The organism is Mesorhizobium sp. P2_D6 (assembly GCF_056404315.1).
The window spans coordinates 604,510-624,253 of record NZ_JBFUEG010000001.1; the positions used below are offsets into that span (position 1 = coordinate 604,510).

The 19,744-nt window shown below is 63.3% G+C and carries 18 protein-coding genes; 5 read left to right on the top strand and 13 right to left on the bottom strand.

Going from position 1 to position 19,744, the window contains the following annotated elements; all coding sequences use genetic code 11:
- Nucleotides 1-312: 312 nt before the first annotated feature.
- Nucleotides 313-981 carry a hypothetical protein gene (locus tag AC1D1L_RS02705; protein ID WP_477338590.1) on the bottom strand — a complete coding sequence of 223 codons (669 nt, stop codon included), beginning with the start codon at nucleotides 979-981 and terminating at the stop codon, nucleotides 313-315.
- Nucleotides 982-1,556: 575 nt separating this feature from the next.
- Here AC1D1L_RS02705 and AC1D1L_RS02710 point away from each other — a divergent pair.
- The 5 genes from AC1D1L_RS02710 to AC1D1L_RS02730 all read left to right on the top strand — a co-directional run bounded on the left by AC1D1L_RS02710 (nucleotide 1,557) and on the right by AC1D1L_RS02730 (nucleotide 6,595).
- Entirely contained in the window at nucleotides 1,557-2,699 is a 1,143-nt protein-coding gene (locus AC1D1L_RS02710) for an amidohydrolase (RefSeq protein ID WP_477338592.1), read from the top strand.
- 128 nt (nucleotides 2,700-2,827) lie between these two features.
- Nucleotides 2,828-4,174, top strand: a complete 1,347-nt coding sequence (locus AC1D1L_RS02715; RefSeq protein ID WP_477338594.1) for an NAD(P)/FAD-dependent oxidoreductase — start codon at nucleotides 2,828-2,830, stop codon at nucleotides 4,172-4,174.
- Between the two features lie 211 nt (nucleotides 4,175-4,385).
- Entirely contained in the window at nucleotides 4,386-4,562 is a 177-nt protein-coding gene (locus AC1D1L_RS02720) for a hypothetical protein (RefSeq protein WP_477338596.1), read from the top strand.
- A gap of 174 nt (nucleotides 4,563-4,736) precedes the next feature.
- A complete protein-coding gene (locus AC1D1L_RS02725; RefSeq protein ID WP_477338598.1) occupies nucleotides 4,737-5,303 on the top strand; it encodes an OsmC family protein in 567 nt (188 codons plus the stop codon).
- Nucleotides 5,303-6,595, top strand: coding sequence for an NAD(P)-binding domain-containing protein (locus AC1D1L_RS02730; protein ID WP_477338600.1), 1,293 nt, complete (start codon nucleotides 5,303-5,305; stop codon nucleotides 6,593-6,595). The genes AC1D1L_RS02725 and AC1D1L_RS02730 overlap by 1 nt, the downstream gene beginning before the upstream one ends.
- A 19-nt stretch (nucleotides 6,596-6,614) precedes the next feature.
- Here AC1D1L_RS02730 and AC1D1L_RS02735 read toward each other — a convergent pair whose 3' ends face one another.
- From AC1D1L_RS02735 to AC1D1L_RS02790, 12 genes are all read right to left on the bottom strand, one after another.
- A complete protein-coding gene (locus AC1D1L_RS02735) occupies nucleotides 6,615-8,036 on the bottom strand; it encodes a S8 family serine peptidase (RefSeq protein WP_477338602.1) in 1,422 nt (473 codons plus the stop codon).
- On the bottom strand, nucleotides 8,026-8,694 hold the full coding sequence (locus AC1D1L_RS02740) for an anti-sigma factor (protein WP_477338751.1): 669 nt from the start codon (nucleotides 8,692-8,694) through the stop codon (nucleotides 8,026-8,028). The genes AC1D1L_RS02735 and AC1D1L_RS02740 overlap by 11 nt, the downstream gene beginning before the upstream one ends.
- 14 nt (nucleotides 8,695-8,708) lie before the next feature.
- Complete coding sequence (locus tag AC1D1L_RS02745; protein ID WP_477338604.1) at nucleotides 8,709-9,275, bottom strand: sigma-70 family RNA polymerase sigma factor; 567 nt, start codon at nucleotides 9,273-9,275, stop codon at nucleotides 8,709-8,711.
- Between the two features lie 281 nt (nucleotides 9,276-9,556).
- Entirely contained in the window at nucleotides 9,557-10,396 is an 840-nt protein-coding gene (locus tag AC1D1L_RS02750) for an alkaline phosphatase family protein (RefSeq protein ID WP_477338606.1), read from the bottom strand.
- Between the two features lie 95 nt (nucleotides 10,397-10,491).
- Nucleotides 10,492-12,147 carry an ABC transporter ATP-binding protein gene (locus tag AC1D1L_RS02755; RefSeq protein WP_112562026.1) on the bottom strand — a complete coding sequence of 552 codons (1,656 nt, stop codon included), beginning with the start codon at nucleotides 12,145-12,147 and terminating at the stop codon, nucleotides 10,492-10,494.
- Entirely contained in the window at nucleotides 12,147-12,971 is an 825-nt protein-coding gene (locus AC1D1L_RS02760) for an ABC transporter permease (protein WP_112562025.1), read from the bottom strand. The genes AC1D1L_RS02755 and AC1D1L_RS02760 overlap by 1 nt, the downstream gene beginning before the upstream one ends.
- A gap of 10 nt (nucleotides 12,972-12,981) precedes the next feature.
- The gene (locus AC1D1L_RS02765; protein WP_112562024.1) at nucleotides 12,982-13,941 is read right to left on the bottom strand and encodes an ABC transporter permease; all 960 of its coding nucleotides are present in this window, start codon (nucleotides 13,939-13,941) and stop codon (nucleotides 12,982-12,984) included.
- Nucleotides 13,942-13,957: 16 nt separating this feature from the next.
- Nucleotides 13,958-15,544, bottom strand: a complete 1,587-nt coding sequence (locus AC1D1L_RS02770; RefSeq protein ID WP_352582420.1) for an ABC transporter substrate-binding protein — start codon at nucleotides 15,542-15,544, stop codon at nucleotides 13,958-13,960.
- 154 nt (nucleotides 15,545-15,698) lie between these two features.
- Entirely contained in the window at nucleotides 15,699-17,684 is a 1,986-nt protein-coding gene (locus AC1D1L_RS02775; RefSeq protein ID WP_477338609.1) for a CocE/NonD family hydrolase, read from the bottom strand.
- Between the two features lie 96 nt (nucleotides 17,685-17,780).
- On the bottom strand, nucleotides 17,781-18,374 hold the full coding sequence (locus AC1D1L_RS02780) for a nucleoside deaminase (RefSeq protein WP_477338611.1): 594 nt from the start codon (nucleotides 18,372-18,374) through the stop codon (nucleotides 17,781-17,783).
- Complete coding sequence (locus AC1D1L_RS02785; protein WP_477338613.1) at nucleotides 18,371-18,877, bottom strand: ureidoglycolate lyase; 507 nt, start codon at nucleotides 18,875-18,877, stop codon at nucleotides 18,371-18,373. The genes AC1D1L_RS02780 and AC1D1L_RS02785 overlap by 4 nt, the downstream gene beginning before the upstream one ends.
- Complete coding sequence (locus tag AC1D1L_RS02790; protein WP_477338615.1) at nucleotides 18,874-19,737, bottom strand: bifunctional allantoicase/(S)-ureidoglycine aminohydrolase; 864 nt, start codon at nucleotides 19,735-19,737, stop codon at nucleotides 18,874-18,876. Before AC1D1L_RS02790 ends, AC1D1L_RS02785 begins: the two co-directional genes overlap by 4 nt.
- Between the last annotated feature and the right edge of the window lie 7 nt (nucleotides 19,738-19,744).

Genomic DNA, 19,744 nt, shown 5'->3' on the forward strand with positions numbered 1-19,744 from the left:
TGCCCACATTGCCGCCAGCATCGATGCCCACGCCGAGCGCCCCGTTGTCCGTGCCGACCGATGCTCCAACGCTTGTTCCGCCGACACCGTCGACGCTCGCACCGACCCCGACAGAGACGCCTTGTCGACCGGCGCTCACTCCAGCACCTACCCCGAGACCGCCGACCTTACCGCCAGCACCCACGTCGAGGGCCGAGGCAGGTCCAGTGGCTACACCGACAATCAGGGCGACTGCCACGTATCTGTACATTGCGGGATTCCTCCTGCGGCATAGGTTTGGGCCCACCCCAGCTGCGCTCTTTGTTTTCACGATCAGGGGCCCTGCGGGGTGGGGAGCAACGCATCGGGGAGGGTGATAGTCGTCGCCACCAGCACCCGTTTTGATGATTTTTGAACCTTCTTGTTTTTCTCCTGCAACGCCCGTTGACGTGCCGGTTGGCTTGCACGGGGATCTGCCACGGCCCGCGCTTCGGTTGCTTGCTTGATACGCGCGGTACGACGCACACCTTGCGCTTTGACGAGCTCGATCGCCTTACGCGCGGCGCTAAGGTTGATGGCCATGCCGATGACCTTTTCGCGCGCCCGCTCCAAGGCAGCGCTCAACTCTGCAGAAATCTGCTTGGCCACGTCGCGTTCCTGGCGGGCCATGGCGAGTTCGTGTTCGGAGAGCTCAGCCCTGTGCAGCTCCTCATCAAACGCCCGGTTCGCCTGGGCCAGGGAAACTGCCATGGAATGGCGCGCTTCATCCAAGAGAACGGCTTTGGCTTGCAAGCCTTTGATGACGCGGCGCGCCGCTTCCAGATCGAGTGTGAGGGCTTCGTCTCGTTGGCTCGCCTCCTTCAAGGCCTGTCCCTGCTTGGCCGCAGTGTCGGCAGCTATACGCGCCTGCTCGTTGGCGTTGCGTTCGGCGCGCTGCATCAAGTCCAGTTGCGCTTTTGCCGCCGCCAATTCGCCGTGCGCCGCCTTGAGCTTCTGCTGCATTTCGGCCCCATCGTTTGCCGGAGATATCAGCCAGAGCAGCAATATGCATACGGGAATGGCGCTCCATCTCCAGTGGCGCATGCTAAAGTGAACCCAGCCCGGGCGCGTGTTGTCTTCGAACTCTGAAGGTGATCTACCTCTGAACATCAATGGCGCGACCCTCGCTGCTAGTTATTCTTACCAAACTCGTGAGCACACCATTGCGGCCGTGCTTGCAGTGAGCAATTTCAGCATGCCAGTTCACCTCGTATAGACTCGGTTTGACCGAGGGGAAACTTGCACTATGTGAGATTGTTCCCATTGTGTGCGCCAAGTACCTAATAGGGCTTAGGCGTCGTCTCCATAAGGAGTAGCATCACGGGACTTTCACAGTGCGATCTCACCTCGGAGGGCGACTTCCGTGGAATACAGATAGGAAGGTCGGCGCGAGGCGCATTGAAGCCGCGACAGATCACAGTCGGTCGCCGGGGCGCCGGTCTAGGATGAAGACCCAATAGTCTCGACGGTCGCGACGCCTTCTTGAGGTGCTTTTTCTGTGCGATGGTCGAAGGCGTAACAGCAGGATTTCGCGGATCATGTACGACGAGATCATCGCATGGCGGCGTGATCTGCACGCACATCCCGAACTCCAATATGAGCTACCGCGCACCTCGTCATTCGTCGCCGACAAGCTGAGGGCGTTTGGCTGCGACAGCGTCACCGAGGGTGTCGGCATCAGCGGTGTCGTCGGCGTCATTGCGGGAAAAAGCCGGCCCTCCGACAAGGTGATCGGTTTGCGCGCCGACATGGACGCGCTGCCGATCGAGGAAACGACCGGCCTTTCCTACGCATCGCAGATCCCTGGCAGGATGCATGCGTGCGGCCATGACGGACACACGGCGATGTTGTTGGGCGCCGCGAGGGCGCTCGCGGATACGCGCAATTTCGATGGCACGGCGGTGTTGATCTTTCAGCCTGCGGAAGAGGGCGGCGCCGGCGCGAAAGCCATGTGCGATGACGGGTTGATGAGTCGCTGGGGCATCGAGAAAGTGTTCGCCCTGCACAACGAGCCCGGGCTGCCGATCGGCCATTTCGCCACCCGCATGGGGCCATTCGGCGCTGCCGTGGCCAGCTTTCGCATCACCATCGAAGGCAAGAGCGCTCACGCGGCCAGTCCGCAGGCGGGCGTCGACACGCTACTCCCCGCTGCCAACATTTTGATAGCTCTGCAAACCATCATCGCGCGCAACGTCCATCCGCTGAAGAGCGGGGTCATAAACATCGGCTCGTTGAATGGCGGCGTTTCGGGAGCGGTGGTCCCGCAATCGACGCTGATGCGCGGCACCGCGCGCTGGTTCGATCCCGAGGTCAGGGACATGATGCAGCAGCGCATCACCGAAATCTCGGAAGGCATTGCCGCGTCCTACGGGGCGGCCGCGACGGTCAAGTTCAGGAGCCTCTATCCGGTGGTCGTGAACCATCCGGCCGAAACCGCGCTGGCGGCGGCTGTCGCGCACGACATCATGGAAGCCGTTGATGCCGAGCATCCTCAGCTCATGGGGTCCGAGGATTTCGCGTTCATGCTTGACGAGCGGCCCGGCAACATCGCGCTCATCGGCAATGGCGACACTGCCGGCTTGCATGACGCGTCATACGATTTCAACGATGCGGCAATTCCCTATGGGGTCTCGTACTGGACGCGTCTGGTCGAGACGGCAATGCCGATAAACTCCGGATAGAAGGCCTGTGAAAGTTCGGAGCTGTGGGTCGTGGGACAACGGTCTGCCTGGCCCTGTCCTTGATTTGGCTTCTAGGGGGTGGCAACGAGTAAGCCAGAGCCATCGACCAGCCCACAGGGATGCGCCATTTGCCCACATTCCCGTTCTCCGAAACGGATCCAATCCAGCATCCAGGTCCACCGCCGAAGAGTTCGGAGGTGGTGGTCATTGGTGGCGGTGTTATCGGCGTAACGACAGCGCTTTTCCTTGCGGCGCGGAACATCCCGGTGACGCTGGTGGAAAAAGGACGCGTTGCAGCCGAACAGTCGTCCCGCAACTGGGGCTGGATCAGAAAGCAGGGACGGGACGCCGACGAGTTGCCCATCGTCATCGAGGCTATCCGCCTGTGGCGGCAGCTGGCTGAGGAATGCGGCGAAGACATCGGCCTGACCCAGACAGGCGTGACTTATCTGGCGAACTCGGACAGGGACATGGCCGGCCTCGAAGCGTTCATGAAGATCGCCGCGATCCATGATCTCGACACGTGCCTCCTGGACGGCGACGAAACCGCGAAGCTCATCAAAGGCATGTCGCGCACATTCAAGGGCGCGATGACGACACCCTCCGACATGCGTGCGGAGCCCTGGCTGGCGGTGCCGGCGCTTGCCCGGCTTGCCGTCCGAAAGGGTGTCAAAATCGTAGAGAATTGCGCAGCGCGAACCCTCGAGATCTCGGCCGGCAGGGTCCGAGGGTTATGGACCGAGGCGGGGTATATCGAGACCTCCACCGTGCTGGTCGCGGGTGGCGCCTGGTCGTCCCTGTTCCTGAGAAGACATGGCGTCTCCATCCCCCAGCTCAGCGTCAGGGTAACCGTGGCCGCAACGGAGCCCTTGCCCGAGATCTATGCAGGTGCGGCGACTGACGAACACATCGCTTTCAGGCGCCGGCAGGATGGCGGCTACACGCTCGCCGCGGGCGGCAGCCATTTGCACTATGTGGGGCCGGACGCATTCCGTCACGCCACCAAATACCTTCCGGCCCTCAAGGACAATCCGCTGGGAACACGCTACTTTCCGTTCGCGCCGTCAGGTTACCCCGATGCCTGGTCGACGCCGCGCGATTGGGCGCCGGATTCGCGCAGCCCTTTCGAGAGAATGCGTGTGCTCAGCCCGGCCCCTGAACGGGCCCGTCTGCGTTCGATAGAACGCAAGTTCAAGCACCTCTTTCCGCAGTTCGAGACGGTTCGCCTGAAAGCAGGCTGGGGCGGCATGATCGACGCCATGCCCGACGTCGTCCCCGTCGTGGATCGGGTGGAGGCAGTCGGCGGCCTTTTCGTCGCGACGGGAATGAGTGGCCACGGCTTCGGTATCGGGCCTGGCATAGGTCGCGTCGTTGCCGACATGATCCAGGGAAACGAGACCGGGTACGACCTCACCCGCTTCCGGCTGTCGCGCTTCTATGATGGAAGTCCTGTCCGGTTGGGTCCGGCCCTCTGAATTGGCCGCGCGTATCCGCCACTTCTTCTTCGTCGCCGCCTTCGTGTCCGGCCACCCGTAGCCGAAATCCCTCGCGTAGGTCATTTGCGATTTTGTTACCGAACGTCGGTTTTGGTGCAACCTTGCAGATACAAATGTGGAGCATTTAACAGACTGTTGAGCGGCTCCCTGGGTATATCCCGAGGCGCCCAAAGCTCTACAGGAGAAGAAGATGTCAATGTTTGAAACGGTCGCGCGCTATGGGGCGGTCATCAAAAACGCCCTGGAAGCACGAAAGTCCGAACGCGTTCTGAACAGCCTGCCATTGGAAATTCAAAAGGACATTGGCTGGCCAGTTACACCGCGCCAAAAAAGGCTCTCATCAAACAGCTGGGGCAGGATCCTCTGAACGAGGCGCCACCCCAACCTCGGCGATCGCTGGAGTTCGGCTGCAGGAGTTACGCCAGCACAGCGCTTCGCCAGGCGATTCCATGCTCACTCCCATGCTGCGCACAACACGCCCGTGGGAAGACATTCCGTCCGCTGTAAGCCGGACCCTCACCTGTCAACAGGAGTACGACCGATGACCAAGCACACGGAAACCGCCACAAATGGTGTCAACGTAGCCGCCCTGCTTGGCGCCCGCGAGGCGCTGAAGGATGCCCCCGAGGCCGCCCGTTTCAAGTGGCGCGCGACAAGTGAATGGGTCAAGGGGACCCACAACCGAGCCACAGTCGACGGATTCTTCGGCCTGGGCGCAGAACAGCAGCATCGCCAGACCTACAACTTCGAGTCCGATCACCCGGAAATCTTTGCGTCCGAGGACAAGGGTGCGACACCCGTCGAATTTGTGCTGGTCGGACTGGCCGGCTGCCTCACCGCGGGCATCGCCGCTGTCGCGCAAAACCGCAACATCCAGCTCCACTCGGTCAAGGCAACGCTCGAGGCCGGCATGAATATCCAGGGCATCCTTGGCATCGATCCGGACGTGCGCAATGGTTTCGACGGCATCAAAGTGCACTACGACATCGACGCGGACGCCAGCGCGGAAGACATAGCCGCTCTTGTCGCGCAGTCGCAGAAGCGCTCGGCCGTTTTTGACGTGATCGCCAACCCAACCGATGTCACGGTCACCTCGAGCAAATCCTGATGAGCGAAAGCGCATCGCGCGGGATCGCCGGCGCCGTTGACGTCGTCGTCATCGGCGCCGGTCACTCAGGCCTGGCGATGAGCTATCTGTTGGGCCAGCACTCGCTCAGGCATGTGGTTCTCGAGCGAGGCGAGGTCGCGAATAGCTGGCGCATGGAACGCTGGGATTCGCTGCGCTTGCTCACGCCCAACTGGATGGCGCGGCTCCCCGACTACCCATACCAGGGCGACGATCCGGACGGCTACATGAGCGCCGGGCAGATCGCCGATTTCATTTCCGATTACGCCACATACACATCAGCACCGGTTCTAACGCGCACCGCAGTCAACAGAGTTGCGCAGAGCAGCCACGGCTTTCGGGTGGAAACCCAAAATGGGGACTGGCTGTGCCGAGCCGTGGTGCTCGCCACTGGCGGCTTCAACAAGCCGGTCATACCGCGATTGGCCGATGCCATGCCAGCGACCCTTGAACAGCTGTCGGCTCACTCCTACCGCAATCCCGGGCAGCTTGTCCCTGGCGGGGTGCTGGTGGTTGGGGCATCGGCGACAGGTCTGCAATTGGCGCAGGAGATCCAGCTCAGCGGCCGGCCCGTCACGCTCGCGGTGGGCGAACACGTCCGGCTGCCGCGCGTCTATCGGGGTCGCGATATCCAATGGTGGATGCTTGCGACGGGCGTGCTCGACCAACGTATCGAAGAGGCAGACGACCCCGACCGCGCCCGAAGAGTACCGTCGCCGCAGCTTGCGGGCGCATCAGACCGGACCACGCTCGATCTCAATGTCCTGCGGGGGCAAGGCGTTAAAATCGTCGGACGCCTGATGGGCATTCGCGACGCAACAGCCCAGTTTTCAGGAACGCTCCGCAACGTCTGCGCGCTTGCCGACCTGAAGATGAACCGGCTGCTCGCATCGATCGACGAATGGGCAGAGGCGAATGCACCGTCCGGCGTCGGTCCCATCGAGCGCTTTGCCCCCACTGCAATCGACGCGGCGCCGCAACTGAAGCTCAAACTCGGCGAAGACGTTCGCACGGTGCTATGGGCCACCGGTTTTCGGCCGGACTTTTCGTGGCTGGATTTGCCGATCTTCGATCGCAAGGGCGATCTGAAGCACGATCGAGGCGTTGCTGACGTTCCCGGAGTCTATGTGGTGGGCCTGCCATATCTGCGTCGCCGGAAATCGAGCTTCATTCACGGCGCCGAAGACGACGCGCGGGAACTAACCGCGCATCTGACCGACTATCTCGACAGGACGATCAAGCGTGAGATGCCACTGCGCGCTGTTGCCACTTGAAGGGGACCGCGCCGCAAATTCACTGCTTCGCCGCTTCGGCCGCCTTGATGTCCAGCAGCCCATAGCCGAAATCCTTGTCGCGGCCCTTCGGGCCGAGATCCCGGGCGGTGGCGGCCAGCGCCTTTTCGATGTCGTCGGCCGAGCGCTCGGGTGCGGCGTGGATCAGATTGGCGATGGCGCCGGAAACGATCGCGGCGGCAAACGAGGTGCCGGTGACCACGTCCGAGCCGGCGCCGCTCGGCGCCACCATCTCGACGCCGGGCGCCGAGATGAAGACGTAGGCGCCGCGATTGGCCTGCGGCATCAGCCCGTCCTTGGCGTCGGTGGCGGTCACCGCGATGACGCCGGGATAGGCGGCGGGGTAGCCATAGGGCGCTTTCGGCCCGTTGTTGCCGGCCGCCGCAACCAGGATGATGCCAAGCCCGCGCGCATTGCGGCAAGCGGTGGCGAGCAAATCGTTCTTGGGGCCGACGAAGCTCATGTTGATGATGCTGACATTCTGCTCCGCCGCCCAGTCGAGCGCCGACAGGATGACATCCATGGTCGACCTGCCGTCCTCGAAGGCGCGCGCATGATAGATCCTGGCCCCGGGCGCCATGCCTTCGAGCGCGCCGACACCGGCGATCAGCCCATCGACCGAGGTGCCATGGTCGCGCTTTTCGATCGGCACTTCCGGCATGGCGTCGAACTGGTCGGCAATGACGCCGGACAGCGCGGGATTGGTGTCGTCGATGCCGGTGTCGATGACGGCGACGCGCACGTTCTCGCCGCTGGCTTGCTTGTTGTCGAGCTGGATGCGCTCGAAGGCATAGTTGACGATGCCGGCAGCCTGCTGCAGCGAATAGATATGGTTTGGTTCGCGCCGCTGGGTGCGGCCGTCGGCGGCCAGCTGCGCCAGCACGGTGCCGACCGGGCGGCCGTCGGGAATGCCGAAGCGCACCAGCGTGGTGCCGAGCAGCCGCGACTGGCGCTGCGAGCGCACTTCGAGGCCGAAGGAGGCGGCGATTTGCTGAACGGCGCCGGCGTCACCATCGACAGTCACCAGCACCTCGTCGGGCACGAACGCGCCGGCGATGGCACGCCGCGGCGCGGTCGCGACAAGATCGGTCGGCGAAACGATGGGCCCACCGGCTGGTGGCCCGGCCTGCGTGTCGGCAGGCGGCGCTGACGGCCGTGGCGTCGGCACCGGCGCCGCGGAAGCGGGCGGATTGGGAAACAGGTCGACGATCAGCGCCGGAAGGACAACAGCGCCCTGGCCGCCGCCTGCTCTGCCACCCTTGTCGTCCTTGGGGCAGTCGGCTGTCGCCGCACCGGTCGTGTCGGAGCAGTCGGTCTTTGTGCGGCCGGCATTCGAGTCGCTGGTTTGCGCTAAAGCGGGCACGGCGGCGATTGTCATCGCCGCCGCAAGGATTGCAAATCGAATGACCGCCTTAGCTGCCATCAACCGGTTTCCTTCCCTCGATCGCAGTCTCAGCGAAAGGCTGGGCGGCAATAAGGCCGAGCAACTTGGTATAGTCTGCTCCGGTCTTGGCCGGGAGGGCAATGCGGAAGACGCCGGAAGCGGTCGGCCCGCCGGCGATCTTCAGCCCGTTCTGGTCGAGGAAGGCGGCGATGTCGGACATCCTGGCCTCCGGCTTGAACTTGACCAGCGCGAACGGCAGTTTCGCCAGCTCGTCCTCGGCCCCGGCTATCTCGAAATCATTGCCCTTGCCGCCGGTGTGCACGTAGGACTGCACCACCACCAGCGCCAGCAAGACAGCGGCCGCCGCCCAAGCGACACCGACCGGCACCGCCATGAAACGGTCGAGCGCCTGCGCCAGCCAAGACCGGCCTGCCGGCGCGCGTGCCGGACCGACCTCGGCGTCGAGCGCCTTGGCAAAGCGGCTGAGCGCATCGGCCGGCGGCCGGATGGCTTCATTGGCGGCGGTGGTGCCGGAGAATTCGGCCTCGGCCTCGCCAAGCGCCGCCATTGCCGCCGGATCGCTGGCCAGCCATTCCTCGACGGCTTGGAGGTCAGAACCTTCCAGCGAGCCGTTCAGATAGAACGGCAGCAGCGTTTCCATTTCGTCGCGGCGCGACATCTTCTCAGCGGCACTCATATCTTCAGGATTGCTCATGGCCACCCCCTGTCGTAACCGGCGGCCTTGAGGGCTTCGCCGAGTTTCTTGCGGGCGTAGAACATTCGGGTCTTGACGGTGGCGACCGGGATGTTGAGCACCTCGCCGATCTCCGTCACCGACTGTCCATGGTAATAGGCAAGGTCGATCACCGAGCGGTGTTCTTCCGGCAAGGCATCGACAAAGCGCCGCAAGGCAGTGCCCTTGTCTTCCTTCATGGTCGCGACTTCCGGCGTGTCGGCGCTGTCAGGGACCTGCGCCGCATCGTCATCGTCGATCCAGTCTTCTTTTTTCTTGCGCAGCATCGACAGCGCCTTGAAACGGGCGATGCCGAGCAGCCATGTCGAGACTTCCGAGCGTCCCTCGAAGCCGGGCGCCTGGCGCCACAGCTCAAGAAAGACCTCGTTTGCGATATCGTCGGCCATCATTTCCGATCCCGTCTGGCGCGCCACAAAGCGGTAGACCCGCGCGTGGTGACGCATGAACAGCAGCCGAACAGCGGCACGGTCGCCCTTCGCGACCCGGTCAACAAGCGCGCGATCAGTCTCCGTCGCTGCCGTCATGGCCGGTCGAGCCGCCTGGCTCCTGTCTGCTCTGTCGCCGATCGGTCCAAAAAGGTTCATCCTTCCGCCAAGGAATTTTGGCGAAGCTAGCCGAAGAGAGTGAGTGTTGCCAGTGGTGCACCTTTTTCCCTTCTCCCCCTGTGGGAGAAGGTGGATCGGCGCGCAGCGCCGAGACGGTTGAGGGGTGTTCCAGCGGAGTGAGGCGTCGGCGTTCCCTGGAACACCCCTCATCCGACCTCGCTTCGCGAGGCCACCTTCCCCCACAAGGGGGGAAGGGGGAACTAAGTCAAAAATGCCTTCGCCTTCATCGTCTCCGGGACCGGCACACCCAGCCGCTTCAGCACCGTTGGCGCTAGCTGCAGCTGATCGAGCAAAGTGTCCGCATCCGGTCCATTGCCTTGCCCAAAATAATACAGCGCGAAATCCTGCATTTCGTCGTCATGGCCGCCATGATGGCCGCGGTCGGTCTGGCCGTGGTCGGCGGTGACGATCACCTCGTAGCCGGCTTGCCGCCAGCCCGGCAGGAAGGCGGCCAGCATGCCGTCCATGGCATAGCAGGCATGGTCCATTTCGTGGCAGTCATGGCCGAAGCGGTGGCCCATCGAATCCAGCGTGCAGGTGTGCAGGATGCCGTAGTCGATATCGTGGCGCCGGGTCAGCATGGTCAGCGTCGCAAACAGGTCGACGTCGCTTGGGGTCATCTGGTTGCGCAAGTTGTAGCCAGTCATGGTGTGGAAGCGGCCATGCGTGATCGGCCCGTCCGGCTCGTCATATTCCATGTCGTCGACCAGATCGAACGGGTAGGAGCGGAAGAATTCGGACCAGTAAGAATGCGTCACCGCCCCGGTCTTGCCGCCGGCCTTGCTGACCTCTGAGAAAATGTCCGGCTTGTTGACCAGAAAACGGTTCTCGTTGGACAGGATGCCATGCTCCTGCGGCGTGACCCCGGTGTGGATCGAGGCATAGCAGCAGGCCGATGTCGACGGCAGCACCGAGCGCATCTTCCACACCTGCGCCTCGCCCGACTGCACCCATCCCTCGAGATTGCCCATCAGCCGGCGCCAGTTCCGATAGGGCACGCCATCGAGGACAATGAGGAGAAGCTTGGTCTTGAGCGCCATCGGCGGCTCCATGCGGTCTTGCGGGAGAGGTCAGCATCCGGGGCGGCCGGCCAGGCCAAGCCCCAGATGTCTTGAGAGAGGCGGAAGCCGGCCGCCTAGTTGCCCGCGCTCGCCATGCGGCGTCCCTTGATCGCCTTCTCCAGCCAGCCGATCTCCATCTCGGGGACGGAGGACAGGAGCAGGTCGGTATAGGCGTCGAAGGGCGGCGTCAGCACCTTGCTCTTGGCGCCGTAGCGCACCACCTCGCCGCGATACATCACCGCGATCGAATCGGCGATCGACTTCACCGTCGCCAGATCGTGGGTGATGAAGAGATAGGCGACCTTCTCGTGCTGCTGCAGGTTGAGCAGCAGCTTGAGGATGCCGTTGGCCACCAGCGGGTCGAGTGCCGAGGTCACCTCGTCGCAGATGATCAGCTTCGGCTTGGCGGCAAGCGAGCGGGCGATGCAGACGCGCTGCTTCTGGCCGCCGGACAGTTCGGCCGGATAGCGGTCGAGGAAGCCTTTGCCCATCTCGATCTCGTCGAGCAGTTCGGCGACGCGCTTGTCGCGTTCGCGGCCGCGTATGCCGAAATAGAACTCCAGCGGCCGGCCAATGATGGTGCCGACGGTCTGGCGCGGGTTCATCGCCACGTCGGCCATCTGGTAGATCATCTGCAATTGCCGCAGATCCTCCTTCGGCCGGTCGGCAAGCCGGTTGGCAAGCGGCCTGCCGTCGAAGGTGACGGTGCCTTCCTCAGGTGGCAAAAGCCCGGTGATGGCGCGCGCCAGCGTCGACTTGCCGGAGCCGGATTCACCGACGACGGCCAGCGTCTGGCCCGGATAGATGTCGACCGAGACGTTCTTCAGCACCTTGACGTTGCTGCCGCCATAGGCGGCGGTGACGTTCTTGACCGACAGGAACGGCGTCGCGCCGGGCTTCTGCTCGGCGTGCTCGATCTCATGCACCGAGACCAGCGCATTGGTATATTCCTGGCGCGGCTCCTTGATGATCTGGCGGGTGCCGCCCCATTCGACCAGCCGGCCATGGCGCAGCACCATGATCTCGTCGGAGACCTGGGCAACGACGGCAAGGTCGTGGGTGATGTAGAGCGCCGCGACATGGGTGTCGCGAATGGCGTCCTTGATTGCCGCCAGCACGTCGATCTGCGTCGTGACGTCGAGCGCGGTGGTCGGCTCGTCGAAGACGATCAGATCGGGCTCCGAGCACAGCGCCATCGCCGTCATGACGCGCTGCAGCTGGCCGCCGGAGACCTGGTGCGGAAAGCGTTCGCCGATGGTTTCGGGGTTCGGCAGGCTGAGCTTCTTGAACAACGCCACGGCGCGTTTCTCGGCCTCGGCCCGTGTCGCAGTGCCGTGCAGCAGCGTGGCTTCCACCACCTGGTCCATCAGCTTGTGCGCCGGGTTGAAGGCGGCGGCGGCCGATTGCGCGACGTAGCAGACCTCGCGGCCGCGCAGCTTGCGGAAGCCTTCCTTGCCGCCCTTGAGGATATCGCGGCCGTTGAGCAGCACCTCGCCGCCGGTGATGCGCACGCCGCCGCGGCCATAGCCCATCGACGACAGGCCGATGGTCGACTTGCCGGCGCCGGACTCGCCGATCAGGCCGAGCACCTTGCCCTTTTCCAGCGTCAGCGAGACGTCGTGCACCAGCACGATGTTCTTCGGCGCCTCGCCGGGCGGGAACACTGTCGCTTCGATGCGCAGGTTGCGGATATCGAGCAGCAGGCCGGGCTTTGCTTTGGTGTCAGCCATCACCCGCGTCCTCCCTTCAGGCTTGTCGTGCGGTTGAGGATCCAGTCGGCGACAAGGTTGACCGAGATAGCCAATGCAGCGATTGCCGCCGCCGGAATGAGCGCGGCGCCGATGCCGAAGACGATGCCGTCCTTGTTTTCCTTGACCATGCCGCCCCAGTCGGCATCCGGCGGTTGTACGCCAAGGCCGAGGAAAGACAGCGTCGACAGGAACAGCACGGCATAGATGAAGCGCAGGCCGAGTTCGGAAACCAGCGGCGACAGCGCGTTGGGCAGGATCTCGCGGAAGATGATCCAGCCGCTGCCTTCGCCGCGCAATTTGGCGGCTTCGACATAGTCCATGACGTTGATGTCTACGGCGACAGCGCGTGAAAGCCGATAGACGCGGGTCGAGTCGAGGACGCCCATCACTAGGATCAGCGTCACCAGATTGGTCGGCAGCACCGAGAGCACGACGAGCGCCATGATCAGCGTCGGGATCGACATCAGGAGATCGACGAGGCGGGACAACAGCGTGTCGAACCAGCCGCCGAACACCGCCGCCGAAAAGCCGAGAATGGCGCCGAGCGAGAACGACAGCGCGGTGGCCAGCACCGCGATGAACAGCGTAATGCGGGCGCCGTAGATCATGCGCGACAACAGATCGCGGCCGAGATTGTCAGTGCCTAGCAAATGCGCCGCCGTCATCGGTTCCCAGACATCGCCCACGATCTCAGCATTGCTGTAGGGCGCGATCAGCGGCGCGAACACTGCCGCCAGCACGAACATTGTCGTCAGCACGATGCCGATCAGTGCGGGGATGGGGATGCGTCTGATATCGAGCATGCCCGCCCCCTTATTTCGGATGTCTGAGGCGCGGATTGGCGACAATCGCCCCGATGTCCGCAATGATGTTCAGGCTGATATAGACGGCGGCGAAGATCAGGCCGACCGCCTGCACCACGGGCACGTCGCGCTTGGTGACGTGATCGACCAGATATTGCCCCATGCCGGGATAGACGAAGATCACCTCGACCACGACGACGCCGACGATGAGGTAGGCGAGGTTGAGCATGACGACGTTGATAATCGGTGCGATGGCATTGGGGAAAGCGTGCTTGCGGATGACATTGAAGGCCGACAGGCCTTTCAGTTCCGCCGTCTCGACATAGGCCGACTGCATGACGTTGAGGATGGCCGCGCGGGTCATTCGCATCATGTGCGCCAGCACAACCAGCGTCAGCGCGGCGGCCGGCAGGGCGATCGCCTGCATGCGCTCGCCGAACGGCATGCCGTCATAGACCGTGGAAATTGCCGGAAACCATTGATATTTGACCGCAAAGAAGAAGACCAGCACGTAGCCGATGAAGAACTCTGGGAAGGACGTCGAAGCGAGTGCCAGTCCGGAGATCAGCTTGTCGACCCAGCCATTGCGGTAGCGCACCGCGATCAGACCGAGAATGATGGCCAGCGGCACGGCCACGACCGCCGCCCAGAAGGCGAGGAACAGCGTGTTCCACAGCCGCCCCTTGATCGAGGTCGCGATGTCCTGGCCGCTCGACATCGCCGTGCCGAGATCGCCGGTGAGCGCCCCGCCGAGCCAGTGGAAGTACCTGATGTAAGCCGGCTGGTTGAGGCCGAGCTGCTCGCGCAGATTGGCGAGCGACTCCGGCGTCGCCGACTGTCCGAGAATGGCTTGCGCGACGTCGCCGGGCAGAATCTGTGTACCGGCGAAGATCAGGACCGAAACGGCCAGCAGGAGGACGATGCCCAGCGCAACGCGCTGGGCAATCAGTTTCAAGATGGGTGAGGACATATCCGCAAAGCCGGGCTCAGGCTTCGAGCCAGCACTTCGCCAGCGCGTAGCCGTTCATCAGCTCCTGATGCGGATCGTCGACCCAGCCGCCGACCTTGGCGCCGGTGGCATCGATGAACTGGTTGAACATCGGCAGGATCAAGCCGCCCTCGTCGCGCACCAGGACAGCCATGTCGTGGTACATCTGCTTGCGCTTGGCCTCGTCGAGTTCGGCGCGCGCCGCCAGCACCATCTTGTCGAAATCCGGACGCTTGAAACGGGTATCGTTCCAGTCGGCGGTCGACAGATAGGCCGTCGAGTACATCTGGTCCTGCGTAGAGCGGCCGCCCCAGTAGGAGGCGCAGAAGGGCTGCTTGTTCCAGACCTCGTTCCAGTAGCCGTCGCCGGGCTCGCGCTTGAGCTCGATCTTGATGCCGGCCTTGGCCGCGCTCTGCTGGAAGAGCTGCGATGCGTCAACGGCGCCCGGGAACGCGACGTCGGAGGTCCGCAGAAGCACGGTGCCGTCATGACCCGACTTCTTGTAGTGGAACTTGGCCTTGTCAGGATCGTATTTGCGCTGCTCGATCTCGGTGAACAGCGGATAGGACGAATTGATCGGGAAGTCGTTGCCGAGTGAGCCGTAGCCGCGCAGCACCTTGTTCAGCATCTCCTCGCGGTCGATCGCCAGCTTCAGCGCCATGCGCAGATCGTTGTTGTCGAACGGCGCCGTGTTGCAATGCATGATGAAGACATAGTGGCCGGGGCCGGCATGGTTGCGGATGGTGACGCCGGGCACGCGCTTGATCAGGTCGACGATCTTCGGCTCGACGCGGTTGATCATGTTGACCTGGCCGCCCTGCAGGGCCGCCGTGCGCGCCGTCGCGTCATTGATGACGACGACTTCGATCTGGTCGGCATGGCCCATCTTGTCGCCCTGCCAGTAATTGGCGAAGCGCTCGCCGACATGGCGCACGCCGGGCTCGTTGGTCTTGACCACGTACGGACCGGCCGAGATGCCGGCATCGGGCTTGTCCTTGCCGCCATTGGGCTGCACGATCAGGTGATAGTCGCTGAGCAGGTAGGGAAGGTCGGCGTTGGCCTCCTTCAGCGTCAGCACCACTTCCTTGCCGCTGGCCTTGATGGTCTCGATGCCTTTCATGTAGCCGAGCGCGCCGGACTTCGACTTTTCGTCGGAATGGCGCTCGAGTGTGGCAGCGACATCCTCGGCGGTCACGGTCTTGCCGTTGTGGAACTCAACGCCGTCGCGGATCTTCAGCGTCCACACCTTGGCGTCGTCCGACGAGCCGATCTCTTCAGCGATGCGGTTCTCGAGCTTGCCCTCGGGCGACAGCTCAACGATCATTTCGCCCCAGCACTTGCCGAAGGCGAACGGCACCTGCGTCATCATCAGCGCCGGGTCGAGGCTGTTGGTGGATTCGCCGCCGACCAGGCCGGCCTTCAGCGTGCCGCCCTTGACCGGGCCTTCCGCGCGAGCCGCGCTGGAAAGCAGCATATTGGCGAAGGGTGCCGTGACACCGAGTGCTGCGGCGCGGCCGAGAAAATCACGACGGCTCAGCTTGCCGGACGCAACGCGCCGGCTCAGATATTCGAGTTCGTTTGACATTTGAGTTCCTCACTCTGTGGGTTCGACCTTGTGGTCGTTTTTTGTTTGTTATTACCGGGGGAATAATGACCGGAAGCCAAAGCCTTAAGCAAGACCGAATGCGACATGCCGTGGCGTAAATCGCACGTCGCAACTGGACCAGCCAGATCGGCGCTCAGAGCAAAGAGCGCGGGAGGGTCTCTTCGAAATCGCGCGCGAAAACCAGCGTTTCGCCCTCATAGGCTTCGATTCTGGCGCTGACGATGAAGTTTTGCGCGTCGCTGCGCATTTCGGCCGATGTCTCGGTGCGCACCGACCATCCATTTCGCGACAAGGTCTGCGTCCAGTGGGTTTTGCCCGAGGCGGACAGCGGGTCGTCGGGATGGATGACCCACGTCTCGCGGGCGATGCTACCATTGGCCAGCCCATGCGCGAGATCGCGCACGGCGCCGAAATCGTCCGTGATCGATAGCGTGACGATACCGGTCTTTTCGTCACGATCGACATGACGCTCGGAATTCGCCGCCCGGATAGTCTCGGTTGCCCAGGGCGTGGCACCCTCAGGGGCCTGGAATGAGGCCTCGTGGCCTTTCGCCAGCGGGCGCAGCGGCAGCCTCAGCGTCGCCGCCGAAAGGTCGAGCCGCACCGGCTCCGGTGAGGGCCAGATCATCGGCCAATAAGCGCTGGAAACGGCAATGCGCAGGCGATGTCCGGCCGGCACACGGTAGGCGCACTGGTCGAGCACGACACGCGCCGAAGCGGTCTCGCCCGGCACCACCGCTTGCGGGGACTCATGTGAGTTGCGGTGGGTGAGGTTGAGCACGCCGTAGGAAATCAGTTCCGACGCGCCGTCGGGATGCACGTCGCACAGCCGCACCGCGATGTTGGCCTGTGGCCGATCAGACGATATCCGGACCAGAAGCTCCGGCGCGCCAACGATGTCGAGCGCCTCGGCAAGCACAGGCTGATCGAAGCAGACGGACAGCGCGTCATCCGGCCGCTGGTCGCCCGGCAGCTCCGGGCCGAAGGTGAAGGGAAAATACTCGCCGCCCTCGAGTCCGCAGCTTTGCGGTGTCGCAACGATCGCCGGCTTGGCGCCTGCAGCAATGAGCTCGACTTCGTGCAGCTTGATGTTGGTTGACGGCCATTCCTGTTCGGCCACCCAGCGGCCCGGCCGCTCTGGGTGCCAGCGCGCCGGACGCACGCTGTCCATCACATAGGCGCGATAGTCCGGGTCGGCCTCGACGCCGGTGTCGACGCCCTTCAGCCAGCGATCCCACCAGCGCAACGCCTCCTGCAGGAAACCGATGGCGGGTTTTGGTCCGGCGTAGTGCGGGTATTTGTGGATCCAAGGCCCGACAATGCCCTTCACCGGCGCATGGATGTTGGTGACGAGGTGCGAAATCGTGTTGCGGTAGCCGTCATGCCAGCCGCCGATCGATAGTACGGCCGCTTTGACAGCGGAATAATCCTCGCAGATCGAACCGCGTTTCCAATAGGCGTCGCGGTGCTGGTGGCTGAGCCACAACGGCAAAAGGAAAGACTGGTTCTCCAGCCGTGTCAGCCACAGATCGCGCCAGCGGTTGTCGCCCGCAATCAACGGATCCGGCGGCCGCGACGAGTAGGACAGCATGGTCGAGGCCCAGCCGAAATTTTCCGTCAGCAGGCAGCCGCCCTTGTAGTGGATGTCGTCGGCATAACGGTCGACGGTCGAGCACAGGCTGATGACAGCCTTCAGCGAAGGTGGCTGCTTGGCCGCTACCTGCAGGCAGTTGAAGCCGCCCCAGGAAATACCCATCATGCCGACGCTGCCGTTGCACCAGGGCTGTGCTGCCGCCCAGGCAATGACATCGCAGGCATCCTGCAATTCCTGCTCGGAATATTCGTCGTCCATCAGCCCTTCGGAATCGCCATTGCCGCGCATGTCGACGCGGATCGAGGCGTAGCCGTGGCCGGCGAAATAGGGATGCGTCAGCTGGTCGCGAAAGATGGTGCCGTCGCGCTTGCGATAGGGCAGATGTTCGAGGATCGCCGGCACCGGATCGTCACCCGCATCTTCCGGCATCCACACCCGCGCCGACAGCCGGCAACCGTCCGGCATGACGATGCCCATATCCGGGAACTCGACGACTTTGCGGGGAAATTCGGTGACGGTTTTCATGGGCTGGCATAACGCCCCGCCAGCCCGCGACTTTCAATCGCCATTCGCGACTGGAGCAGCGAAAATTGCGACCTGGCCGCAGCCCGCTTCACGACCTCAGTTCAGCGGAATGTCGTTCTCGTCCTTGCTGTCCTGGTAGACACCGGACAGTTCGTCATAGCGCGCCGAAATCTTGCCGATCCGCGCCTCCAGCCGGCTGCGCTCGTCCTCGGGCAGTGCGCGCACCAGCCTGCGAATGGAAAAGCTCTTCCAGTAGGCGTTCTCGGCGTTGTAGCCGCCGGGATCGAGGGTGAAGACCTCTTTCAGGATCTTCAGGTCATGCGGGATGGCAAAGCTGTCCCGCGAATCCTCGTGGCTGAAGAGGTAGTAGAAATTGTCGAAGCCGGTCCAGGTGATGGCGGACAGGCAGAGCGAACACGGCTCGTGCGTTGCGATGAAGATGGCGTCTTTCGTGTCGACACGCTCCGCCTTCGGCATTTCGTAAAAGCGCTTCAGGCAGTGCACCTCGCCATGCCAGAGCGGGTTTTCGATCTCGTTGTTGGTCTCGGCCAGCACCAGCGAGCGATCCTCTTTCCGCAGGATCGCGGCGCCGAACAGCTTGTTGCCATGGGCAACACCCTCGGCCGTCTTGGGTACGATGTCGTGCTCGATGACGTCGAGCAGGCGGTCGATCAGCGATATGTCGGTCATTTTTTACTCAGGTCGGGGAGATAGATCTCGTAGGGATGCGAGAAGTGGAACTCTTCGAGGTTGGAACCGTCGCCGCCACGGTCAACAATGACGAAATCCTGGGCTTCGCCGAGCGGCGTCAGCACGCCATGCCAGAGATTGCGCGGATAGTTGATGCCTTGGCCGGGCGCGGTGATGAAGGCGTGCGGCTCGCCCGGACCATCCTTGCCGTCATGGCAGACGACGACCAGGAAAGGCCGCGATGACAGCGGGATGAAGGCCTGGCTGCCGAACGGGTGGCGCTCGACCATAGTCAGCTTCAGCGGCAGTTCGTAAGGCGTGCCGCGCGCCATCGAGATCAGCACGCGGGCATTCGGTCCCGCCGCCTCAGCCGTGGCGAGATCATGGTAGCGCTCGGTTTTGCCGCCATTGATCGGGTAGTGATTGTCGCCACCCATGTCGATGACATCGCCGAAGCCGGCAAAGCTTTCGCGGGTCAGCGGCCGCGCGGTGATACGGGTCACCGCGCGCGACCGCCAATGCCCGCCCCGCCGAGCTTGGCGTGCCGGTTGACATCCTTGTAGAGCAGATAGCGGAATTTGCCGGGGCCGCCGGCATAGCAGGCCTGCGGGCAAAAGGCGCGCAACCACATGAAGTCGCCGGCCTCGACCTCGACCCAGTCCTGGTTGAGGCGGTAGACCGCCTTGCCCTCCAGCACATAGAGCCCGTGCTCCATCACATGCGTCTCGGCGAACGGAATGACGGCGCCGGGTTCCAGCGTGACGATGGTGACATGCATATCGTGGCGCATGTCAGCCGGATCGACGAAGCGGGTCGTCGCCCAGCGGCCCTCGGTGCCGGGCATCGGCGTCGGCGCCACTTGCTGGTCGCTGCTGAAGAAAGCCTCCGGCGCGTCGATGCCGTCGACGGCCTCATAGGTCTTCCTGATCCAATGAAAGCGTACGGCCTCGCGACCTTCGTTGCGCACCGTCCAGCCGCTCGCGGGCGGCAGGAAGGCAAAGCCACCGGCTTGAAGCACGTGCTTCTTGCCGGCGAGCGAAACGGTCAACTCGCCCTCGACCACGAACAGCGCGCCCTCGGCGCCGGCGTCCGGCTCCGGCCGGTCGCTGCCGCCGTCAGGCAGCACCTCGACGATGTACTGAGAAAATGTCTCGGCAAAGCCCGACAGCGGCCTTGCGATGATCCAGGCCCTGGTCTTGTCCCAGAACGGCAGCGGGCTGGTGACAATGTCTTGCATCACCCCTTTGGGGATGACGGCATAGGCCTCGGTGAAGACAGCGCGGCCGGTCAAAAGCTCATTTTGGCCGGGATGGCCGCCATGCGGCGCATAGTAGGTTTTCTGGTCAGTCTTGATCATATCCATGGGGTCA